This window comes from Streptomyces sp. NPDC040405, from assembly GCF_055595765.1.
In genome coordinates, this window is record NZ_JBVIVI010000008.1 from 274465 (window position 1) to 290992 (window position 16528).

Here is a 16528-nt window from a genome sequence, read left to right on the forward strand (position 1 = left end):
TCCGGGGCCGGTTGCCCGGGAGGCTACAGCTGGCCCACGTCGGTGACCCGGACCACGGCCCGGCCCTCCTCGTCCGAGGCGGCCAGGTCGACCTCGGCCGAGATGCCCCAGTCGTGGTCGCCGTTCGGGTCGTCGAAGGTCTGCCGCACCCGCCACAGCCCGTGCTCGGGCTCCTCCTCGATCTGCAGCAGCTTCGGACCGCGGGCCTGCGGACCGGTGCCCAGCTCGTCGTACTCATCCCAGTACGCGTCCAGCGCCTCGCCCCAGGCGTCCTCGCCCCAGCCGGACTCGGCGTCCATCTCGCCCAGCTCCGCCGCCTTGTCGAGCGCGGCCAGCTCGACCCGGCGGAACATCGCGTTGCGCACCAGCACGCGGAAGGCGCGGGCGTTCGCGGTGACCGGCCGGACCTGGTCGGCACGCTCCTGCGCCTCCTCCGCGGACTCCTCCTCCGGATTGGCGAGCTGTTCCCACTCGTCCAGAAGGCTGGAGTCGACCTGCCGCACCATCTCGCCGAGCCAGGCGATGATGTCCTCGAAGTCGTCCGACTTCAGGTCGTCCGGCACGGTGTGGTCCAGGGCCTTGAAGGCGCTGGCCAGGTAGCGCAGCACGATGCCCTCGGTCCGCGCCAGGTCGTAGAGCGCGGTGAACTCGGTGAAGGTCATCGCCCGCTCGTACATGTCGCGGATCACCGACTTGGGCGACAGCGGGTGGTCGCCGACCCAGGGGTGGCTCTTGCGGTAGAGCCCGTAGGCGTGGAAGAGCAGCTCTTCCAGCGGCTTGGGGTAGGAGACGTCCTGGAGCCGCTCCATGCGGTCCTCGTACTCGACCCCGTCCGCCTTCATCGCGGCGACCGCCTCGCCCCGCGCCTTGTTCTGCTGGGCCGCCAGGATCTGCCGGGGGTCGTCCAGCGTCGACTCCACCACCGAGACCATGTCCAGGGCGTAGGAAGGGGATTCGGGGTCCAGCAGCTCGAACGCGGCAAGCGCGAAGGTGGACAGCGGCTGGTTGAGCGCGAAGTCCTGCTGGAGGTCCACCGTGAGCCGGACCTGCCGCCCCTCCGCGTCGGGAGCCTCCAGCTGCTCGACGATCCCGCCGTCCAGCAGCGAGCGGTAGATCGCGATCGCCCGGCGGATGTGCCGGAGCTGGTTCTTGCGCGGCTCATGGTTGTCCTCCAGGAGTCGGCGCATCGCCTTGAACGCGTCGCCGGGGCGCGCGATGACGGACAGCAGCATCGCGTGGGTGACCCGGAACCGGGAGGTGAGCGGCTCGGGTTCGGAGGCGATGAGCTTTTCGAAGGTGTTCTGGCCCCAGTTGACGAAGCCCTCCGGGGCCTTCTTGCGGACCACCTTGCGGCGCTTCTTGGGATCGTCACCCGCCTTCGCGAGCGCCTTCTCGTTCTCGACGACATGCTCGGGCGCCTGCGCCACCACGAACCCGGCGGTGTCGAATCCGGCGCGCCCGGCCCGGCCCGCGATCTGGTGGAACTCCCGCGCCCGCAGCGTCCGCACCCGCTGGCCGTCGTACTTCGTCAGCGCGGTGAACAGCACGGTCCGGATCGGTACGTTGACGCCCACCCCGAGCGTGTCCGTACCGCAGATGACCTTCAGCAGTCCGGCCTGGGCCAGCTTCTCCACCAGCCGGCGGTACTTCGGCAGCATGCCCGCGTGATGCACCCCGATCCCGTGCCGTACATAACGGGACAGGTTCCGGCCGAACTTGGTGGTGAAGCGGAAATTGCCGATCAGAGAGGCGATCTCGTCCTTCTCGGCGCGCGTGCACATGTTGATGCTCATCAGCGCCTGCGCCCGTTCGACCGCGGCGGCCTGGGTGAAGTGCACGATGTAGACGGGGGCCTGCCGGGTCTCCAGCAGCTCGGTGAGCGTCTCGGTGAGCGGCGTCGTGCGGTATTCGTAGCTCAGCGGCACCGGCCGGGTCGCCGACCGCACGACCGCGGTGGGCCGCCCGGTGCGCCGCTTCAGATCCTCCTCGAAGCGCGTCACATCGCCGAGCGTCGCCGACATCAGGACGAACTGCGCCTGCGGCAGTTCCAGCAGCGGGATCTGCCATGCCCAGCCCCGGTCCGGCTCCGCATAGAAGTGGAACTCGTCCATCACCACCTGGCCGACGTCGGCGTCCCTGCCGTCCCGCAGGGCGATGGACGCCAGTACCTCGGCCGTACAGCAGATGATGGGCGCGTCCGCGTTGACCGACGCGTCCCCGGTGAGCATCCCGACGTTCTCGGTGCCGAACATCTTGCACAGCTCGAAGAACTTCTCCGAGACCAGAGCCTTGATCGGCGCGGTGTAGAAGGTGACCTCGTCCCGGGCCAGCGCGGCGAAGTGGGCGCCCGCGGCCACCAGGCTCTTTCCCGATCCGGTGGGCGTCGACAGGACGACGTTCGCCCCGGACACCACTTCGATCAGCGCCTCCTCCTGGGCGGGATAGAGCGAGATGCCCCGCTCCTCGACCCAGGTCGAGAACCTCTCGAAGAGAGTGTCGGGGTCGGCTTCGCTCGGCAGCTGATCGATAAGAGTCACGGACCTATACTGCCTGGTTTCCCTGGCGGGGCGGGAACCGGCTGTGCGGACGAAGATCGTCCGTCGCTAGGGTGTGGTGAGTCTATGCAATCAACTCCCGCACCTAAGCGGGCAAGAACAGGGGCGGGGTACGACCATGATGGGACCGGCGCATTCGCTGTCCGGAGCGGCTGCCTGGCTGGGGGTGGGCGCGGCGGCCGCCGCGGCTGGCCACGAGATGCCCTGGCCGGTGCTCGTCGTAGGCGCGCTGATCTGCGCCGGAGCGGCGCTCGCCCCCGACCTCGACCACAAGGCGGCGACCATATCCCGCGCCTTCGGGCCGATCTCCCGGGTGCTGTGCGAAGTGATCGACAAGTTGTCGTACGCGGCGTACAAGTCGACCAGGAAACCGGGCGACCCCCGTCGCTCGGGCGGCCACCGCACCCTGACCCACACCTGGGTCTGGGCTGTCCTCATCGGCGCCGGATCCTCGGCGCTCGCCGTGGTCGGCGGCCGCTGGGCGGTGCTCGGCATCCTCTTCGTCCACATGGTGCTGGCGGTCGAGGGGCTGCTGTGGCGCGCGGCGCGGGTCTCCAGCGACGTCCTGGTGTGGCTCCTCGGAGCCACCAGCGCCTGGATACTCGCCGAGATCCTGAACAAGCCGGGCAACGGCGCGGACTGGCTGTTCACCGCGCCGGGCCAGGAATACCTGTGGCTGGGGCTGCCGATCGTCCTCGGCGCCCTCGTGCACGACATCGGCGACGCGCTCACCGTCTCGGGCTGCCCGATCCTGTGGCCCATACCGATCGGCCGCAAGCGCTGGTATCCGCTCGGGCCGCCGGAGGCCATGCGTTTCCGGGCGGGCAGCTGGGTCGAGCTGAAGGTGCTGATGCCCGTCTTCATGGTGCTCGGCGGAATCGGCGGGCTGGGCGCCCTCGGCATCATCTGAGCCCTGGACCCACGGCGGTCCCGGTCCGGGCGATGCCGGTACCGGGACCGCCGGGGCGCCGGAGCCCCGACGACCCCCGGGTGTCACTGGTGCCAGGAGCGCCAGAGCGCCGCGTAGGCGCCATCGGCCGCCACCAGCTCGTCGTGGCTGCCCAGCTCGGTGATCCGGCCCGCCTCGACCACGGCGATCACATCCGCGTCATGAGCGGTGTGCAGCCGGTGCGCGATCGCGACCACCGTCCGCCCCTTCAGCACCTGGCTCAGCGACCGCTCCAGATGGCGGGCCGCCCGCGGGTCCAGCAGCGAGGTGGCCTCGTCCAGCACGAGGGTGTGCGGATCGGCGAGCACCAGCCGGGCCAGCGCGATCTGCTGCGCCTGCGCCGGGGTCAGCGCCAGCCCGCCCGAGCCGACCTCCGTGTCCAGGCCCTCCTTCAGCGCCTGCGCCCAGCCGTCCGCGTCCACCGCGGCGAGTGCCGCCCACAGCTCGGCATCCTGCGCGGAGGTCCGGGCCAGCAGTAGATTGTCGCGCAGCGAACCCACGAACACATGGTGCTCCTGGTTGACCAGGGCGACATGGGTGCGCACCTGCTCGGCGGGCATCCGCGCCAGCTCCGCGTCGCCCAGGGTCACCCGGCCGGTCCGCGGACCGTAGATCCCGGCCAGCAGCCGGCCCAGCGTGGACTTGCCCGCGCCGGACGGGCCCACCAGCGCAAGCCGCGTCCCCGGCGACACCGTCATGGACACCTCGTGCAGCACATCGCTGCCCTCCCGGTAGCCGAACCGCACCTCGTCCGCCCGCATCTCACGGCCGACGGGCGCCACCCCGGCATCGCCCGGGCCCGGCTCGATCTCCCGCACCCCCACCAGCCGGGCCAGCGACACCTGGGCGACCTGAAGCTCGTCGTACCAGCGCAGGATCAGCCCGATCGGCTCGACCAGCATCTGCGACAGCAGCGCCCCCGTCGTCAGCTCGCCGACCGTCATCCAGCCCCGCATCACACAGACGCCGCCGATCATCAGCACCGAGCCGGTGATCAGGGTGTAGCTCACGTTGATCACGGGGAAGAGCACCGAGCGCAGCCAGAGCGTGTATCGCTCCCACGAGGTCCATTGGCGGATACGTAGCTCGGACTGGGCGATGCGCCGGTCGCCCAGCCGGTGGGCCTCGATGGTCCGGCCCGCGTCCACGCTCTCGGTCAGGGACGCGGACACCGCCGCGTACCCGGCCGCCTCCGAGCGATAGGCGCTCGGCGCCCGCTTGAAGTACCAGCGGCAGCCGATCACCAGCACCGGGAGCGCCACCAGCACCGAGAGCCCCAGCGGCGGAGCCGTCACGGTCAGCGCGCCCAGCAGCAGGCCCGTCCAGACCACTCCGATGGAGAGCTGCGGGACCGCCTCGCGCATCGCGTTCGCCAGTCGGTCGATGTCGGTGGTGATCCGGGACAGCAGATCACCGGTCCCGGCCCGCTCCAGCACGCCCGGCGGCAGTCCCACCGACCGTACGAGGAAGTCCTCCCGCAGATCGGCGAGCATCTGTTCGCCCAGCACCGCACCGCGCAGCCGCACCATCCGCACGAACACGGTCTGCACCACGAGCGCCACCGCGAACAGTGCCACGGTGCGCTCGATATGGAGGTCGTCCTTGCCCTGCGACAGGTCCTCGACGACACCGCCCAGCAGCTGAGGGCCGACCATCGAGGCGAGCACGGCGGTGGCGTTCACCGCCATCAGCACGATGAAGGCCCTCCGATGCCGCCGCAGCAGCTCGCGCACATAATCCCGCACGGTGGCGGCCGTGCCGACCGGCAGTGTCGTCGCCGACTCCGGTGCGGCCGGGTCGTAGGCGGGTGGCGCCACGCCGATCATGCCGACTCCTCGATCTGTTCTTCGATGCGTTCCAGTTCCGTGATCCCGCCGCGGCCGTCGCCCTGCTCCCGGACGTCGTCCGGCTCCCGGGTGACCACCGCGCGATACGCGGGATCGGTGCTCAGCAGCTCGCGGTGGCTTCCCACGCCCGCCGCCACGCCGTCGTGCACGAACACCACCCGGTCGGCCTGGTCCAGCAGCAGCGGGCTGGAGGTGAACACGACCGTGGTCCGGTCCGCCCGGAGCCGCTTCACCCCCTCGCCGATCCGTGCCTCGGTGTGCGAGTCCACGGCGGACGTGGGTTCGTCCAGCACCAGCACCTCAGGGTCGGTCACCAGCGAGCGGGCCAGCGCCAGCCGCTGCCGCTGGCCGCCCGACAGCGAGCGGCCGCGTTCGGTGATCCGGGCGCCCATCGGGTCCCCGTCGCCGGAGTCGGCCATCGACGCCTGCTCCAGCGCCTCCAGCACATCCCCGCACTGCGCCGCCTCCAGCGCCTTCCGGGCCGGTACCGCGCCCGACTGCGGCACATCCAGCAGCTCGGTGAGCGTCCCCGACAGCAGCACCGGGTCCTTGTCCTGCACGAGTACCGCGGCGCGCGCGGCGGCCAGCGGCATCTCGTCCAGCGCGACGCCGCCCAGCAGCGCCGAGGGCGCCCCGTCAGCGTCCACGGAATCCGTACCGTCCACGGAATCCGTACCGTCCACGGAATCCGTACCGTCCACGGAATCCGCGCCGTCCTCGGTGGGGTGGCCGCCGAGCCGGTCCGCCATCCGTCCCGCCGTGTCAGGATCGCCGCACACCACCGCGGTGAGCTGCCCGCTCGGTGCCAGCATGCCGGTGGCCGGGTCGTACAGATCGCCGGTCGGCAGCTTCTCGCCGGACCCGGCCGCCCGTGTGTCCTTGATCTCGGCCGAGGGGCGCCGCAGCGCCAGCACCCGGGCCGCGCGGCGGGCCGAGGGCCGGGAGAAGGAGTAGGCCATCGCGATCTCCTCGAAGTGCCGCAGAGGAAACAGCAGAAACGTCACCGCGCTGTAGACGGTGACCAGCTCGCCCACCGTGATCCGCCCGCTCCCGGCCAGTACCACCCCGTACCAGACGACCCCGATCAGCAGCATCCCCGGCAGCGCGACCTGCACCGCCGCGATCAGCGACCACATGCGAGCGCTGCGCACCGCCGCGCTCCGCACCTCCTGGGAGACCCGCCGGTAGCGGCTCAGGAACAGGTCCTCGCCGCCGATACCGCGCAGCACCCGCAGCCCGGCCACGGTGTCCGACGCCAGCTCGGTCGCCCGGCCCGCCTTCTCCCGCTGCTCATCGGCCCGGCGCGCGGCCCTCGGCAGCAGCGGCAGCACCGCCAGCGCCAGCGCGGGTACGCCGAGCGCCACCACCGCGCCGAGCGCGGGCTGGTAGATCACCAGCCCCACGCACAGCCCGACGGTCGTGAGGGCGGCCGCGGTGAAGCGGGACAGCGCCTCCACGAACCAGCCGATCTTCTCGACATCGCCCGTGGACACGGCGACGACCTCGCCCGCCGCCACCCGCCGGGTCAGCGCCGAACCCAGCTCGACCGTCTTACGGGCCAGCAGCTGCTGCACCCGGGCCGCCGCCGTGATCCAGTTGGTGACCGCCGCCCGGTGCAGCATGGCGTCGCCGAGCGCGGTGAGCACGGTGAGCCCCACCATCAGCGCCCCGGCCAGGGCGAGCCGCGAACCGGAACGGTCGACGACCGCTTGCACGCCGAAGCCGATCGCGAGTGGGAAGCACACCAGGGCCGCCATGTGCAGCAGCCCCCACAGAGCGGCCTTGATCTGCCCGCCCAGCTGGTTCCGGCCCAGCCAGACGAGGAACCGGGTACCTGACCGTACGTCGGGTAGACCGGGATCGGAATACGGAAGATCGCGAATGCGCATGACGTTCCTGGGTGAGTGGCGGCGGCCGCGAAGGCAAAGAGACGTGAAAGGTTGGCCCTTCACGGGTGCGAATTTCAACTGGTTTTTCCGCAGAGGGGCGGAACACGCCAATCCCGGGCGCGCCGGGCCCACACCGGAGTGGGACGATGGGGCACATGCGAATTTCCGGCACGGTGTCCATGCGTACGGCGGTCGCGACCGCCGCTGCCCTCACCCTCCTCACCGCCTGCGGCGGAGGCGGCGACAGCGGTGGCGACAAGGGCGGCGGCCAGGGAAAGCACGCGATGAGCAGCAAGGCCCCGGCGTCGGACCCCACCCGCATCCCGGAGGTGGGAAACGCCCTCCAGGCCAAAATCCCCGGAAATGCACGGCAGGTTGTAGCGGTCTACGGCAAAGGAGTGAACTCCGCCGACGCGACCGTGGTGCTGTACACCAAGGAAGGCAAGGACTGGAAGCGCACCCGTAGTTGGGCCGGTCATAACGGCAAGCGCGGCTGGACGACACGTCATCACGAGGGCGACAAGCGCAGTCCGGTCGGTGTCTACACGCTCAGCGACGCGGGCGGAGTGCTCCCGGACCCCGGCGCCCGGCTGCCGTACACCGAAACGTCGGCCTTCGCCGCTCCCCATTACTGGCCCAAGTCGCACTGGACGGACTTCAACTACGTCATCGCCATCGACTACAACCGCGTCAAGGGCACCTCGCCGCTCGACTCGACCCGGCCCGAGGGGCAGCGCAAGGGCGGGAGCATCTGGCTGCACATGGACCACGGCAGCGGCACGTCGGCCTGTGTGAGCCTGCCCAAGTCCGGTATGGAGTATCTGCTGCGGAACCTCGACCCCGAGCGGCACCCGGCAGTGGTGATGGGGGACAAGGCGCACCTGGCCGCCTGAGCCCCGGCGGGGCGCGGGCGTAACACAACGACAGCAGGGTTTTCGCGGCTGTTACACGGAACTCATCGGCGGAAACGTGCACTCGGCAATATCGGCGCTGCGCGGAAGTAATTTTCCGCATCTCAGAAGTCTCTGGATGTCCCCGGGCATCCCTGCCGAGGAGTCTCCGTGCCGTACCCCTCACCCTCTGTCGTCCGGCGCGCAAGCCGAGTGCTGCGCACCTCGCTGTTCACGCAGGTCGCCTGCGCGCTCGTGCTCGGAGTCGCGGTCGGGAAGCTGTGGCCGGACGTGGGCACGGCCGTCCAGCCGCTCGGTGACGGCTTTGTGCGCCTGATCAAGGCGGTCATCGCGCCGCTCGTCTTCTGTGTGGTCGTCGCGGGCATCGCGAAGGCCGGTGATCTGAAGGCGTTCGGGCGGATCGGGCTGAAGGCGCTGATCTGGTTCGAGGTGGCCACGACGGCGGCGCTGATCCTCGGTCTGCTCGCCGCCAACCTGGTCGGGCCCGGCACCGGTATGCACGTCGACCCCGCCTCCCTGGACGGCTCGGCCGTGGACGGCCAGACCGCCGGTGGCCATCTGCCGTCGGCGTCCCAGTTCGTGCTGGACGCGCTGCCGGACAGCGCCGTCGGCGCCTTCGCCGAGAACTCCCTGCTCCAAGTCCTGGTGCTGGCCTGCCTGGTGGGCGCGGCCGTGCTGCACCTCGGCAAGACCAAGGTGCCCGCGATCCTCCCGGCCATCGAGCAGGCGCAGCAGGTCGTCTTCACCGTCGTCGGCTTCCTCATGAGGCTCGCGCCGCTCGCGGTCTTCGGCGCCATGGCCCATCTCGTCGGGCAGTACGGGCTGGGCGCCCTGTCGACGTACGGCAAGCTGATCGCGCTCTGCTACGGCGTCGCACTGCTCTTCCTCGCCCTGCTCGCCGTGGCCCTCAAGCTGGTCACCGGGCTGAGCCTGTGGAAGTTCGTCAGGTACACCCGCGAGGAGATGCTGCTCGCGCTCGGCACCGCCTCCAGCGAGAGCGTGCTGCCGCGCATGATGCAGAAGCTGCGCGCGGCCGGATGCCGCGAGGACGCGGTCGGGCTGGTGCTGCCCACCGGCTACTCCTTCAACCTGGACGGTGCGTCGATCTATCTGTCGATCGGCACGCTGTTCATCGCCCAGGCGGTCGGCGTCGACCTGAGCCTCGGCCAGCAGATCACCGTCATCCTCGTGCTGATGCTCACCAGCAAGGGCATGGCGGGCGTGCCCGGATCGGCCTTTCTCGCCCTGTCGGCGACGGCCTCGGCCCTCGGGGTGATCCCGGCCGCCGCCGTCGCGCTGCTGCTCGGGGTGGACCGGATCATGGACTCGATGCGGGTCGCCACCAACCTGCTCGGCAACTGTGTGGCGGTCTTCGCCGTCGCACGGTGGGAGGGCGCGCTGGACACCGAACGGGCCAAGCGGGTCCTCGCCGGGGAGAAGCCAGGTGACGAGCCGGGCGGCGAGCCGGGTGAGGAGTCCGGTGAGAAGGCCGCTGAGAAGGCCGTCCCGGCGTCGGTCCCGGCCGAGCCCGTGGCCGGTCCCGCCTCACACGGCTGACCGCTCCGGGCCCCCGCGTCAGCAGCGGCTGCCGGGGGGCCCGGAGAGGTTGTCGAGCAGATCGCCCAGGGCGTCCCGCTGCTGATCGTTCAGCGGTGCCAGCACGTCCTCGGCGGCGGCCCGGCGCGCTTCGCGCAGGGCACGCAACGTCGACTGGCCGGTCTCGGTCAGCTCGATCCGCACCACCCGGCGGTTGGACGGATCCGGCGCACGGCGCACCGAGCCGTGCGCCTCCAGCGCGTCCACCAGCGAGGTCACCGCCCGCGGGACCACCTCCAGGCGCTCGGCGAGGTCCGCCATCCGCGGCGGCGCGTCGTGGTGTGCCACGGTGCGCAGCAGCCGGGCCTGGGCCGGGGTGATGCCGAGCGGCTCCATATGGCGCTTCTGGGCACGCTGCAGTCGGCGGGTCAGGCGCAGCAGCTGCTCCGCGAGGCGGCCGGATGTCTCGGGGGTGGACATGATCGCAGTCTATCGGACCCTGTTCATTGTGAGTATAGGTAACAGTGAGCTATCCTCGATAAGTCCGTGCCGTCTGCCATCAGAAGGAGCCCATGCGTCACGACACACCACCATCGACGCCATCCGTCCCCGATCCGGAGCGGCCCGCGCAAGTGCGGCGCATCCTCCGGCTCTTCCGTCCCTACCGTGGTCGGCTCGCCCTGGTCGGGCTGCTGGTCGCCGCCTCCGCGCTGGTCTCGGTCGCCTCGCCGTTCCTGCTCCGCGAGATCCTCGACGACGCCATCCCCGAGCGGCGCACCGGTCTGCTGACCCTGCTCGCCCTCGGCATGATCGCGGCCGCCGTCGTCAACAGCGTCTTCGGCGTCCTGCAGACCCTCATCTCCACCACCGTCGGCCAGCGCGTCATGCACGACCTGCGGGCCGCGGTCTACGACCGGCTGCAGCGCATGCCGCTCGCGTTCTTCACCCGCACCCGCACCGGCGAGGTGCAGTCCCGGATCGCCAATGACATCGGCAGTATGCAGGCCACCGTCACCTCCACCGCGACCTCGCTGGTCTCCAACCTCACCAGCGTCGTGGCCACGGTGGTCGCCATGCTCGCCCTCGACTGGCGGCTGACCGTCGTCTCGCTGCTCCTGCTGCCGGTGTTCGTCTGGATCAGCCGCCGGGTCGGCAACGAGCGCAAGAAGATCACTTCACAGCGCCAGAAGCAGATGGCGGCCATGTCCGCGATGGTCACCGAGTCGCTGTCGGTGAGCGGCATCCTGCTCGGCCGCACCATGGGCCGCTCCGACTCGCTCACCCAGGATTTCACCCGGGAGTCCGAGCGCCTGGTCGGCCTCGAGGTGCGCGCCAGCATGGCGGGCCGCTGGCGCATGTCCACCATCGGCGTCGTGATGGCGGCCATGCCCGCCGTCATCTACTGGGCCGCCGGAATCGCCCTCCAGACCGGGGGCCCGGCCGTCTCCATCGGCACCCTGGTCGCCTTCGTCTCGCTCCAGCAGGGGCTGTTCCGGCCCACCGTCAGCCTGCTGTCCACCGGGGTGGACATGCAGACCTCCCTCGCCCTCTTCGCCCGCATCTTCGAATACCTCGACCTGCCGATCGACATCACCGAGCCCGACCGGCCGGTGCGGCTGGAGAAGGTGCGCGGCGAAGTCCGCTTCGACGGCGTCGACTTCGACTACGACGCCCGGGACCCGGCCTCGCCGCAGGGGACCCTGCGCGCCATCGACCTGACCATCCCGGCGGGCGGCAGCCTGGCCGTCGTCGGGTCGACCGGCTCCGGCAAGACGACCCTCAGCTACCTGGTGCCCCGGCTGTACGACGTGACCGGCGGCCGGGTGCTGATCGACGGGGTCGACGTCCGGGATCTCGACTTCGACAGCCTTGCCCGCGCGGTCGGCGTCGTCTCCCAGGAGACCTATCTCTTCCATGCCTCGATCGCCGACAACCTGCGCTTCGCCAAGCCCGACGCGACCGAGGCGGAGATCGTCGCGGCGGCCGAGGCAGCCCAGATCCACGACCACATCGCCGCCCTCCCCGACGGCTACGACACCCTGGTGGGGGAGCGGGGATACCGTTTCTCCGGCGGTGAGAAGCAGCGGCTGGCCATAGCCCGGACGATTCTGCGCGACCCGCCCGTCCTCGTCCTCGACGAGGCCACCAGCGCCCTCGACACCCGCACCGAGCAGGCCGTGCAGAAGGCCATCGACGGCCTGACGGCCGGTCGTACCACCATCACCATCGCCCACCGGCTCTCCACCGTGCGCGACGCCGACCGGATCGTCGTCCTCGACGGCGGCCGCATCGCCGAGCAGGGCACCCATGAGGAACTGCTCGTCCAGGACGGCCGCTACGCCGCCCTGGTGCGGCGCGACTCCGAGCTGCCGCCCGTCGTCCCTGCCGCGTAAGGCCCCTGTCACAGCGAGTCTCCCGGCGCACCGGCCCGTGCGGGGGCGTCAGGAGAACTCGGCGCGCACCGACTCCGTGTGCGCGCCCAGCCCGGGCACCGGCCGCAGCGCCGCCTGACGCCCCGCCACCTCGACCGGCGGCAGCAGGCCGCGCAGCGGCCCGACGGGCGAGCCGAACTCGCCCCATCGCTCCCGGGCGGCCAGCTGCGGATGGTCGGCCAGCCCCGCCACATCCCGCAGCCGGGCATTGGCGATGCCCGCCCCATCCAGCAGGGCCACCAGGCCGTCGGCCGTATGGTCGGCGAAGGTCCGCTCCAGCTCGGCCGTGAGCTCCTCGTCGTGGGTGCGGCGCAGCGGGTTGTCGGCGAAGCGCGGATCGCGGATCAGCTCCGGACGGCCCACGACGCGTTCGCACAAGGCGATCCACTCGCGGTCGTTCTGCACGCTCAGAAACACCTGGGCGCCGTCGCCGCAAGCGTAGGCCCCGTACGGGGAGATCGACGGATGGCGGGCCCCGCTGCGCACCACCCCGTCTCCGCCGTAGGCCTGCGCGAAGTACGGATGGCCCATCCACTCGCCCAGCGCGTCGAGGAGGCTGACGCTCAGGTCCGTCCCCGCGCCGGTGCGCTCCCGCTCGTACAGCGCGGTGAGGATGCCGGTGTACGCGTACATCCCGCCCGCGATATCGGCGATCGAGATACCGGGGCGGGCGGGTTCCTCGGGGCTGCCGGTGATCGACAGCAGCCCCGCCTCGCACTGGACGAGCAGGTCGTACGCCTTCTTGTCCCGGTACGGCCCGTGGCCCCCGTAGCCGGTGATCGCGCAGTTGATCAGGCGGGGATGCCCGGCCCGCAGCGCGTCCGCCGAGAGCCCGAGCCGGTCCACCGCACCGGGGCCGAGGTTGTGCACGAACACGTCGCTACGGGCCAGGAGTCGGTCGAGCAGGGCCCGGTCCGCGGCGTCCTTCACGTCGAGGACGACGCTCTCCTTGCCGCGGTTGACCCAGACGAAGTACGCCGACATGCCCTTGACCTCACGGTCGTACTCCCGGGCGAAGTCGCCCCGCCCCGGCCGCTCCACCTTGATGACCCGCGCGCCGAGATCGGCGAGCTGGCGGGTGGCGAACGGGGCGGCGACGGCCTGTTCGAGGGCGACGACGGTGATGCCGTTCAGGGGCTGTGCGGGCATGGGCGACTCCTTCGGTACGGGTAGCCCCTGTCTTCCCCGCGGTGAGCGGCTGCCGAACGCCGCTCACCGCGCCGGGTTCAGCCGAGCGGCTCCGGCGTCAGCCGAGGAGCCCGCGCAGGTAGGCGATCTGCTCGGCCTGCTGGTGGGGGCCGCCGCCCTCGTGGCCGTTGAAGGTCCACACCTTCAGCTCCTTCTCTCCCGCGTAGTGGTGGTACGCGGCGAAGCCGCACGAGGTCGGGGTGACGGGGTCGCGCAGGGCGGTCGAGAAGAGCGCGGGCGCGGTGGCCCGGGCCGCGAAGTTGAGGCCGTCGAAGTGGTCGAGGGTCGCGAAGACCCGCTCGGTGAGATCGCGCTGACCGGCGCAGAAGCGGACCAGCTCGCCGTACGGATCGGCGTCGGTGATCTCGACGGCCCGCCGGATGTGCGTCATGAACGGCACGTCCACCAGCGCCGCGGTCAGATCCGGCACCAGTCCGGCAGCCGCCAGCGCCATGCCGCCGCCCTGGCTGCCGCCGCTGACGACGATCCGGCCCGAGTCGACCAGCGGATGCGTGCGGGCGGCCTCCACCGCGCGCACGGCGTCGGTGTACAGCCGCCGGTAGTAGTAGTCGTCCGGGGAGAGGATTCCCTGCGTCATCTTGCCCGGCGCCTCGGGCCCGGTGCCGCCCGCCGGATCGGGGGTGGCGCCGGGGGAGTGCTGGCCCCAGCCCTGCCCGCGGGTGTCCATGACGAAGACCGCGTAGCCCACCGACGGCCACAGCAGCCAGTTGTGCGGCAACGCCCGGCCGCCGCTGTAGCCGATGTACTGCACCACGCACGGCAGCGGGCCCGCGGCCTCGCGCGGGGCCAGCAGCCAGCCGCGTATCCGGTGCCCGCCGAACCCGGAGAACTCCACGTCGTAGGTGTGCAGCCGGGCCAGGCCCGCGTCGGTCTCGGTGAAGACCGCGTCCAGGTCCGTGGTGCGGGCCTCGGCGAGGGTGCGCTCCCAGAAGGCGTCGAAGCCGTCCGGCTCGGGCAGCGGGGGCTGGTACGTGCGCAGCTGGTCCAGGGGCAGATCGACGAACACGGGGCGAAGACCTCCGGAGAATCGGTACGGCGACGGCCAGGGGCAACGTGGTACGAGTGATGCGCGGACCCTATGGGTCGTTCGGACATCCGATCAGCGTTCGACTTCTCGGTCAAGAGGAAGAAGGGGCCGGGGGAGCGGTACTGGAACGGACGATCAGCCGGGTGGACAGCTCGGTCCGCATCCCCTCCGGAACCTCGCCCGCCCGCAGCCGCAGCAGGGTCCGCAGCGCCGTCGCCGCCATCTCCGACAGCGGCTGACGGACCGTGGTGAGCGCCGGTGTGGTCCAGCGGGCCTGCGGCAGATCGTCGAAGCCCACCACGCTGACGTCCTCCGGCATCCGCAACCCCCGCTCCCGCAGCGCCCGGTACGCGCCGAGCGCCATCGGGTCGGAGCACACGAACACCGCCGTCGGTGGTTCGGGCAGCTCCAGCAGCTCCGTCATCCGCTGGTACGCACCGGCCTCCCGGAAGTCGCCGTGGCGTACGTACGAGGGCGGCACCCGCAGCCCGGCCGCGGCCATCGCCGAGCGGAACCCGGCCACCCGCCCACCGTTGCCCACATGACTCCGGTATCCGCCGATCACCGCGATCCGCCGGTGCCCCAGCCCGAGCAGATGCTCGGTCGCGCTCACCCCGCCCTGCCAGTCGGCGGCGCCCACGGACGGCACGCCCGGCGGCGGCACCGGCCCGGGATCGATCAGCACGAACGGAACCCGGTGCTCATCGAGCCAGGCGTACTGGGCGGACGTCAGCTCCGCGAGATGGAACAGCACCCCGGAACTGCCCCGGGCGCACAGCTTGTCCAGCCAGCCCCGCTCGGGCTGCCCGTCGCGGGCGCGCGGCAGCCCGGCCGACACCACCACCTCGAGCCCCGCGTCGTGCGCCGCCGCCTCCACACCGTGCAGCACCGCGCCCGACCGTGCGCCGTCCAGCGAACGCACCACCAGATCGACCAGGGCGGGCGGCCGGGGCGCCTCCGGGCGCGGTTTGCGGACGTACCCCAGGCGGTCCAGGACCTCGCTGACCCGGCGGCGGGTGTCGGGCGCCACATCCTCGCGGCCGTTGACCACCTTCGAAGCGGTCGGCACCGAAACCCCTGCCTCGCGGGCGATGACCGCCAGCGTAGGACCCGTCGATCCCGGGGAACGCGCCATCGAGATACCCCTTCCCGAACCCGCCCAAGCGCGATACCGACCGGGCAGAAACCGGTTACTACAGTAAGGCCGCCTCAACTCCGACGGGAAGACCCGGGAATTGAGGCGGCGGCGCACCCAACCCTTGAGTCCGCGGCGGCTACAGGCCGTAGCGGTTCTTCAGATGGCGCCAGAAGTCCCGGTACATCCACTTGTCGAATTCCGTGATGTGATCGGCGGTTCCCGCCTGCATGAGGAATCCGCCCACGCCGGTCGGGGTCCAGTCGTAGAAGTCGTCCAGACCGTAGGTGTGCCCGATCTCGTGGAGCAGGATGTGGATGTTGTCCTGGTTCAGCGTGCCCAGCATGTATTCACTGCCGATGCGCTGTCCCCAGTCGCCGCCCGCGCCGCCGCCGAAGCCCTTGGTCAGCCACAGCGACTGGTCGTAGTGGCGCGCCGCGCCACCGGGGCACTTGGAGTAGTTGCCGTCCTGGTGGAAGAAGCGGCCGCAGTCCGGGGCGCACTGCGGAGCGCCGCCGCCGTCCAGACCGGTGTAGATGTCGACCGAGTTGTCACTCCACTGCAGCGTGGAGCGGTTCTTGACCGCCCAGCCGACGATCTTGACCGGGACCTCCTTGTACGGGAAGTTCTCGAATCCCGCGACCTGGTCGATCCACTTCTTCGACTGGCGCTTGAGCGCCGTGTGGATCTGGTCGCGTAGCTGCGCCGTGACCGGCTGGTCGGATTCCCAGCGGACGCAGTAGTTCAGGCTGCCCTTGTTGGCCATCACCTGATCCCAGCCGTAGTTCTTGAAGCCGTACAGGTCGGGATAGGTGGACTCGACGTGCCGCCAGACCTCGTTCAGCGGCTGGACGAGATTGCTCGGCGGATTCCAGGTGTCCGACGCGCCCGTCCCGGCGGCGTCGGCGGGTGCGGTGAATCCGATGAGGGACAGCGCCCCGGCCGCGGTGGCGGTCAGGAGGGCGCGTAATCCGCGAAGTCTTCGTGCGCGCATGGCGGCTCTCTTCCGTGTGGGGAACGGGAGCGGGCGGCGCTCGC

Annotated in this window: 12 protein-coding genes; 4 read left to right on the forward strand and 8 right to left on the reverse strand. The window is 71.0% G+C overall.

From position 1 onward, the window contains the following. Window positions 1-23: 23 nt before the first annotated feature. Complete coding sequence (locus ACZ59A_RS30280) at window positions 24-2537, reverse strand: DEAD/DEAH box helicase (RefSeq protein ID WP_470964978.1); 2514 nt, start codon at window positions 2535-2537, stop codon at window positions 24-26. 136 nt (window positions 2538-2673) lie between these two features. Between ACZ59A_RS30280 and ACZ59A_RS30285 the strand changes: the two genes are divergently transcribed. Next, window positions 2674-3465, forward strand: a complete 792-nt coding sequence (locus ACZ59A_RS30285) for a metal-dependent hydrolase (protein WP_468050186.1) — start codon at window positions 2674-2676, stop codon at window positions 3463-3465. An 83-nt stretch (window positions 3466-3548) separates the two neighbouring features. On the opposite strand, the gene ACZ59A_RS30290 is transcribed toward ACZ59A_RS30285, so the two are convergent. Both ACZ59A_RS30290 and ACZ59A_RS30295 read right to left on the reverse strand, forming a co-directional pair. Next, a complete protein-coding gene (locus ACZ59A_RS30290) occupies window positions 3549-5330 on the reverse strand; it encodes an ABC transporter ATP-binding protein (RefSeq protein ID WP_470964982.1) in 1782 nt (593 codons plus the stop codon). Then, on the reverse strand, window positions 5327-7240 hold the full coding sequence (locus ACZ59A_RS30295) for an ABC transporter transmembrane domain-containing protein (protein WP_470964985.1): 1914 nt from the start codon (window positions 7238-7240) through the stop codon (window positions 5327-5329). Before ACZ59A_RS30295 ends, ACZ59A_RS30290 begins: the two co-directional genes overlap by 4 nt. Before the next feature lie 146 nt (window positions 7241-7386). Here ACZ59A_RS30295 and ACZ59A_RS30300 point away from each other — a divergent pair, with 146 nt between their 5' ends. Further along, window positions 7387-8133: a hypothetical protein gene (locus ACZ59A_RS30300; RefSeq protein ID WP_470964988.1), complete on the forward strand. Its 747-nt coding sequence runs from the start codon at window positions 7387-7389 to the stop codon at window positions 8131-8133. A 168-nt stretch (window positions 8134-8301) separates the two neighbouring features. Further along, window positions 8302-9708, forward strand: a complete 1407-nt coding sequence (locus ACZ59A_RS30305) for a cation:dicarboxylate symporter family transporter (protein WP_470964990.1) — start codon at window positions 8302-8304, stop codon at window positions 9706-9708. An 18-nt stretch (window positions 9709-9726) separates the two neighbouring features. Here the strand turns inward: ACZ59A_RS30305 and ACZ59A_RS30310 are convergent, their stop codons facing one another. Continuing rightward, the gene (locus ACZ59A_RS30310) at window positions 9727-10167 is read right to left on the reverse strand and encodes a MarR family winged helix-turn-helix transcriptional regulator (protein WP_468050181.1); all 441 of its coding nucleotides are present in this window, start codon (window positions 10165-10167) and stop codon (window positions 9727-9729) included. A 92-nt stretch (window positions 10168-10259) separates the two neighbouring features. Here ACZ59A_RS30310 and ACZ59A_RS30315 point away from each other — a divergent pair, with 92 nt between their 5' ends. Then, window positions 10260-12080: an ABC transporter ATP-binding protein gene (locus tag ACZ59A_RS30315; protein ID WP_470964993.1), complete on the forward strand. Its 1821-nt coding sequence runs from the start codon at window positions 10260-10262 to the stop codon at window positions 12078-12080. A 48-nt stretch (window positions 12081-12128) separates the two neighbouring features. Here the strand turns inward: ACZ59A_RS30315 and ACZ59A_RS30320 are convergent, their stop codons facing one another. From ACZ59A_RS30320 to ACZ59A_RS30335, 4 genes are all read right to left on the reverse strand, one after another. After that, entirely contained in the window at window positions 12129-13268 is a 1140-nt protein-coding gene (locus ACZ59A_RS30320) for a CaiB/BaiF CoA transferase family protein (protein ID WP_470964996.1), read from the reverse strand. A 97-nt stretch (window positions 13269-13365) separates the two neighbouring features. Then, window positions 13366-14334 carry an acetylxylan esterase gene (locus tag ACZ59A_RS30325; protein ID WP_470964999.1) on the reverse strand — a complete coding sequence of 323 codons (969 nt, stop codon included), beginning with the start codon at window positions 14332-14334 and terminating at the stop codon, window positions 13366-13368. A gap of 112 nt (window positions 14335-14446) precedes the next feature. Then, window positions 14447-15490, reverse strand: a complete 1044-nt coding sequence (locus ACZ59A_RS30330; protein ID WP_470965002.1) for a LacI family DNA-binding transcriptional regulator — start codon at window positions 15488-15490, stop codon at window positions 14447-14449. Between the two features lie 139 nt (window positions 15491-15629). Continuing rightward, window positions 15630-16484 carry a hypothetical protein gene (locus ACZ59A_RS30335; RefSeq protein WP_470965005.1) on the reverse strand — a complete coding sequence of 285 codons (855 nt, stop codon included), beginning with the start codon at window positions 16482-16484 and terminating at the stop codon, window positions 15630-15632. Between the last annotated feature and the right edge of the window lie 44 nt (window positions 16485-16528).

Coding starts and splice junctions, on each gene's coding strand:
- ACZ59A_RS30285 (WP_468050186.1), top strand. CDS start 2,674: ATGATGGGACCGGCGCATTCGCTGTCCGGAGCGGCTGCCTGGCTGGGG.
- ACZ59A_RS30290 (WP_470964982.1), bottom strand. CDS start 5,330: ATGATCGGCGTGGCGCCACCCGCCTACGACCCGGCCGCACCGGAGTCG.
- ACZ59A_RS30310 (WP_468050181.1), bottom strand. CDS start 10,167: ATGTCCACCCCCGAGACATCCGGCCGCCTCGCGGAGCAGCTGCTGCGC.
- ACZ59A_RS30335 (WP_470965005.1), bottom strand. CDS start 16,484: ATGCGCGCACGAAGACTTCGCGGATTACGCGCCCTCCTGACCGCCACC.
- ACZ59A_RS30320 (WP_470964996.1), bottom strand. CDS start 13,268: ATGCCCGCACAGCCCCTGAACGGCATCACCGTCGTCGCCCTCGAACAG.
- ACZ59A_RS30295 (WP_470964985.1), bottom strand. CDS start 7,240: ATGCGCATTCGCGATCTTCCGTATTCCGATCCCGGTCTACCCGACGTA.
- ACZ59A_RS30330 (WP_470965002.1), bottom strand. CDS start 15,490: ATGGCGCGTTCCCCGGGATCGACGGGTCCTACGCTGGCGGTCATCGCC.
- ACZ59A_RS30315 (WP_470964993.1), top strand. CDS start 10,260: ATGCGTCACGACACACCACCATCGACGCCATCCGTCCCCGATCCGGAG.
- ACZ59A_RS30300 (WP_470964988.1), top strand. CDS start 7,387: ATGGGGCACATGCGAATTTCCGGCACGGTGTCCATGCGTACGGCGGTC.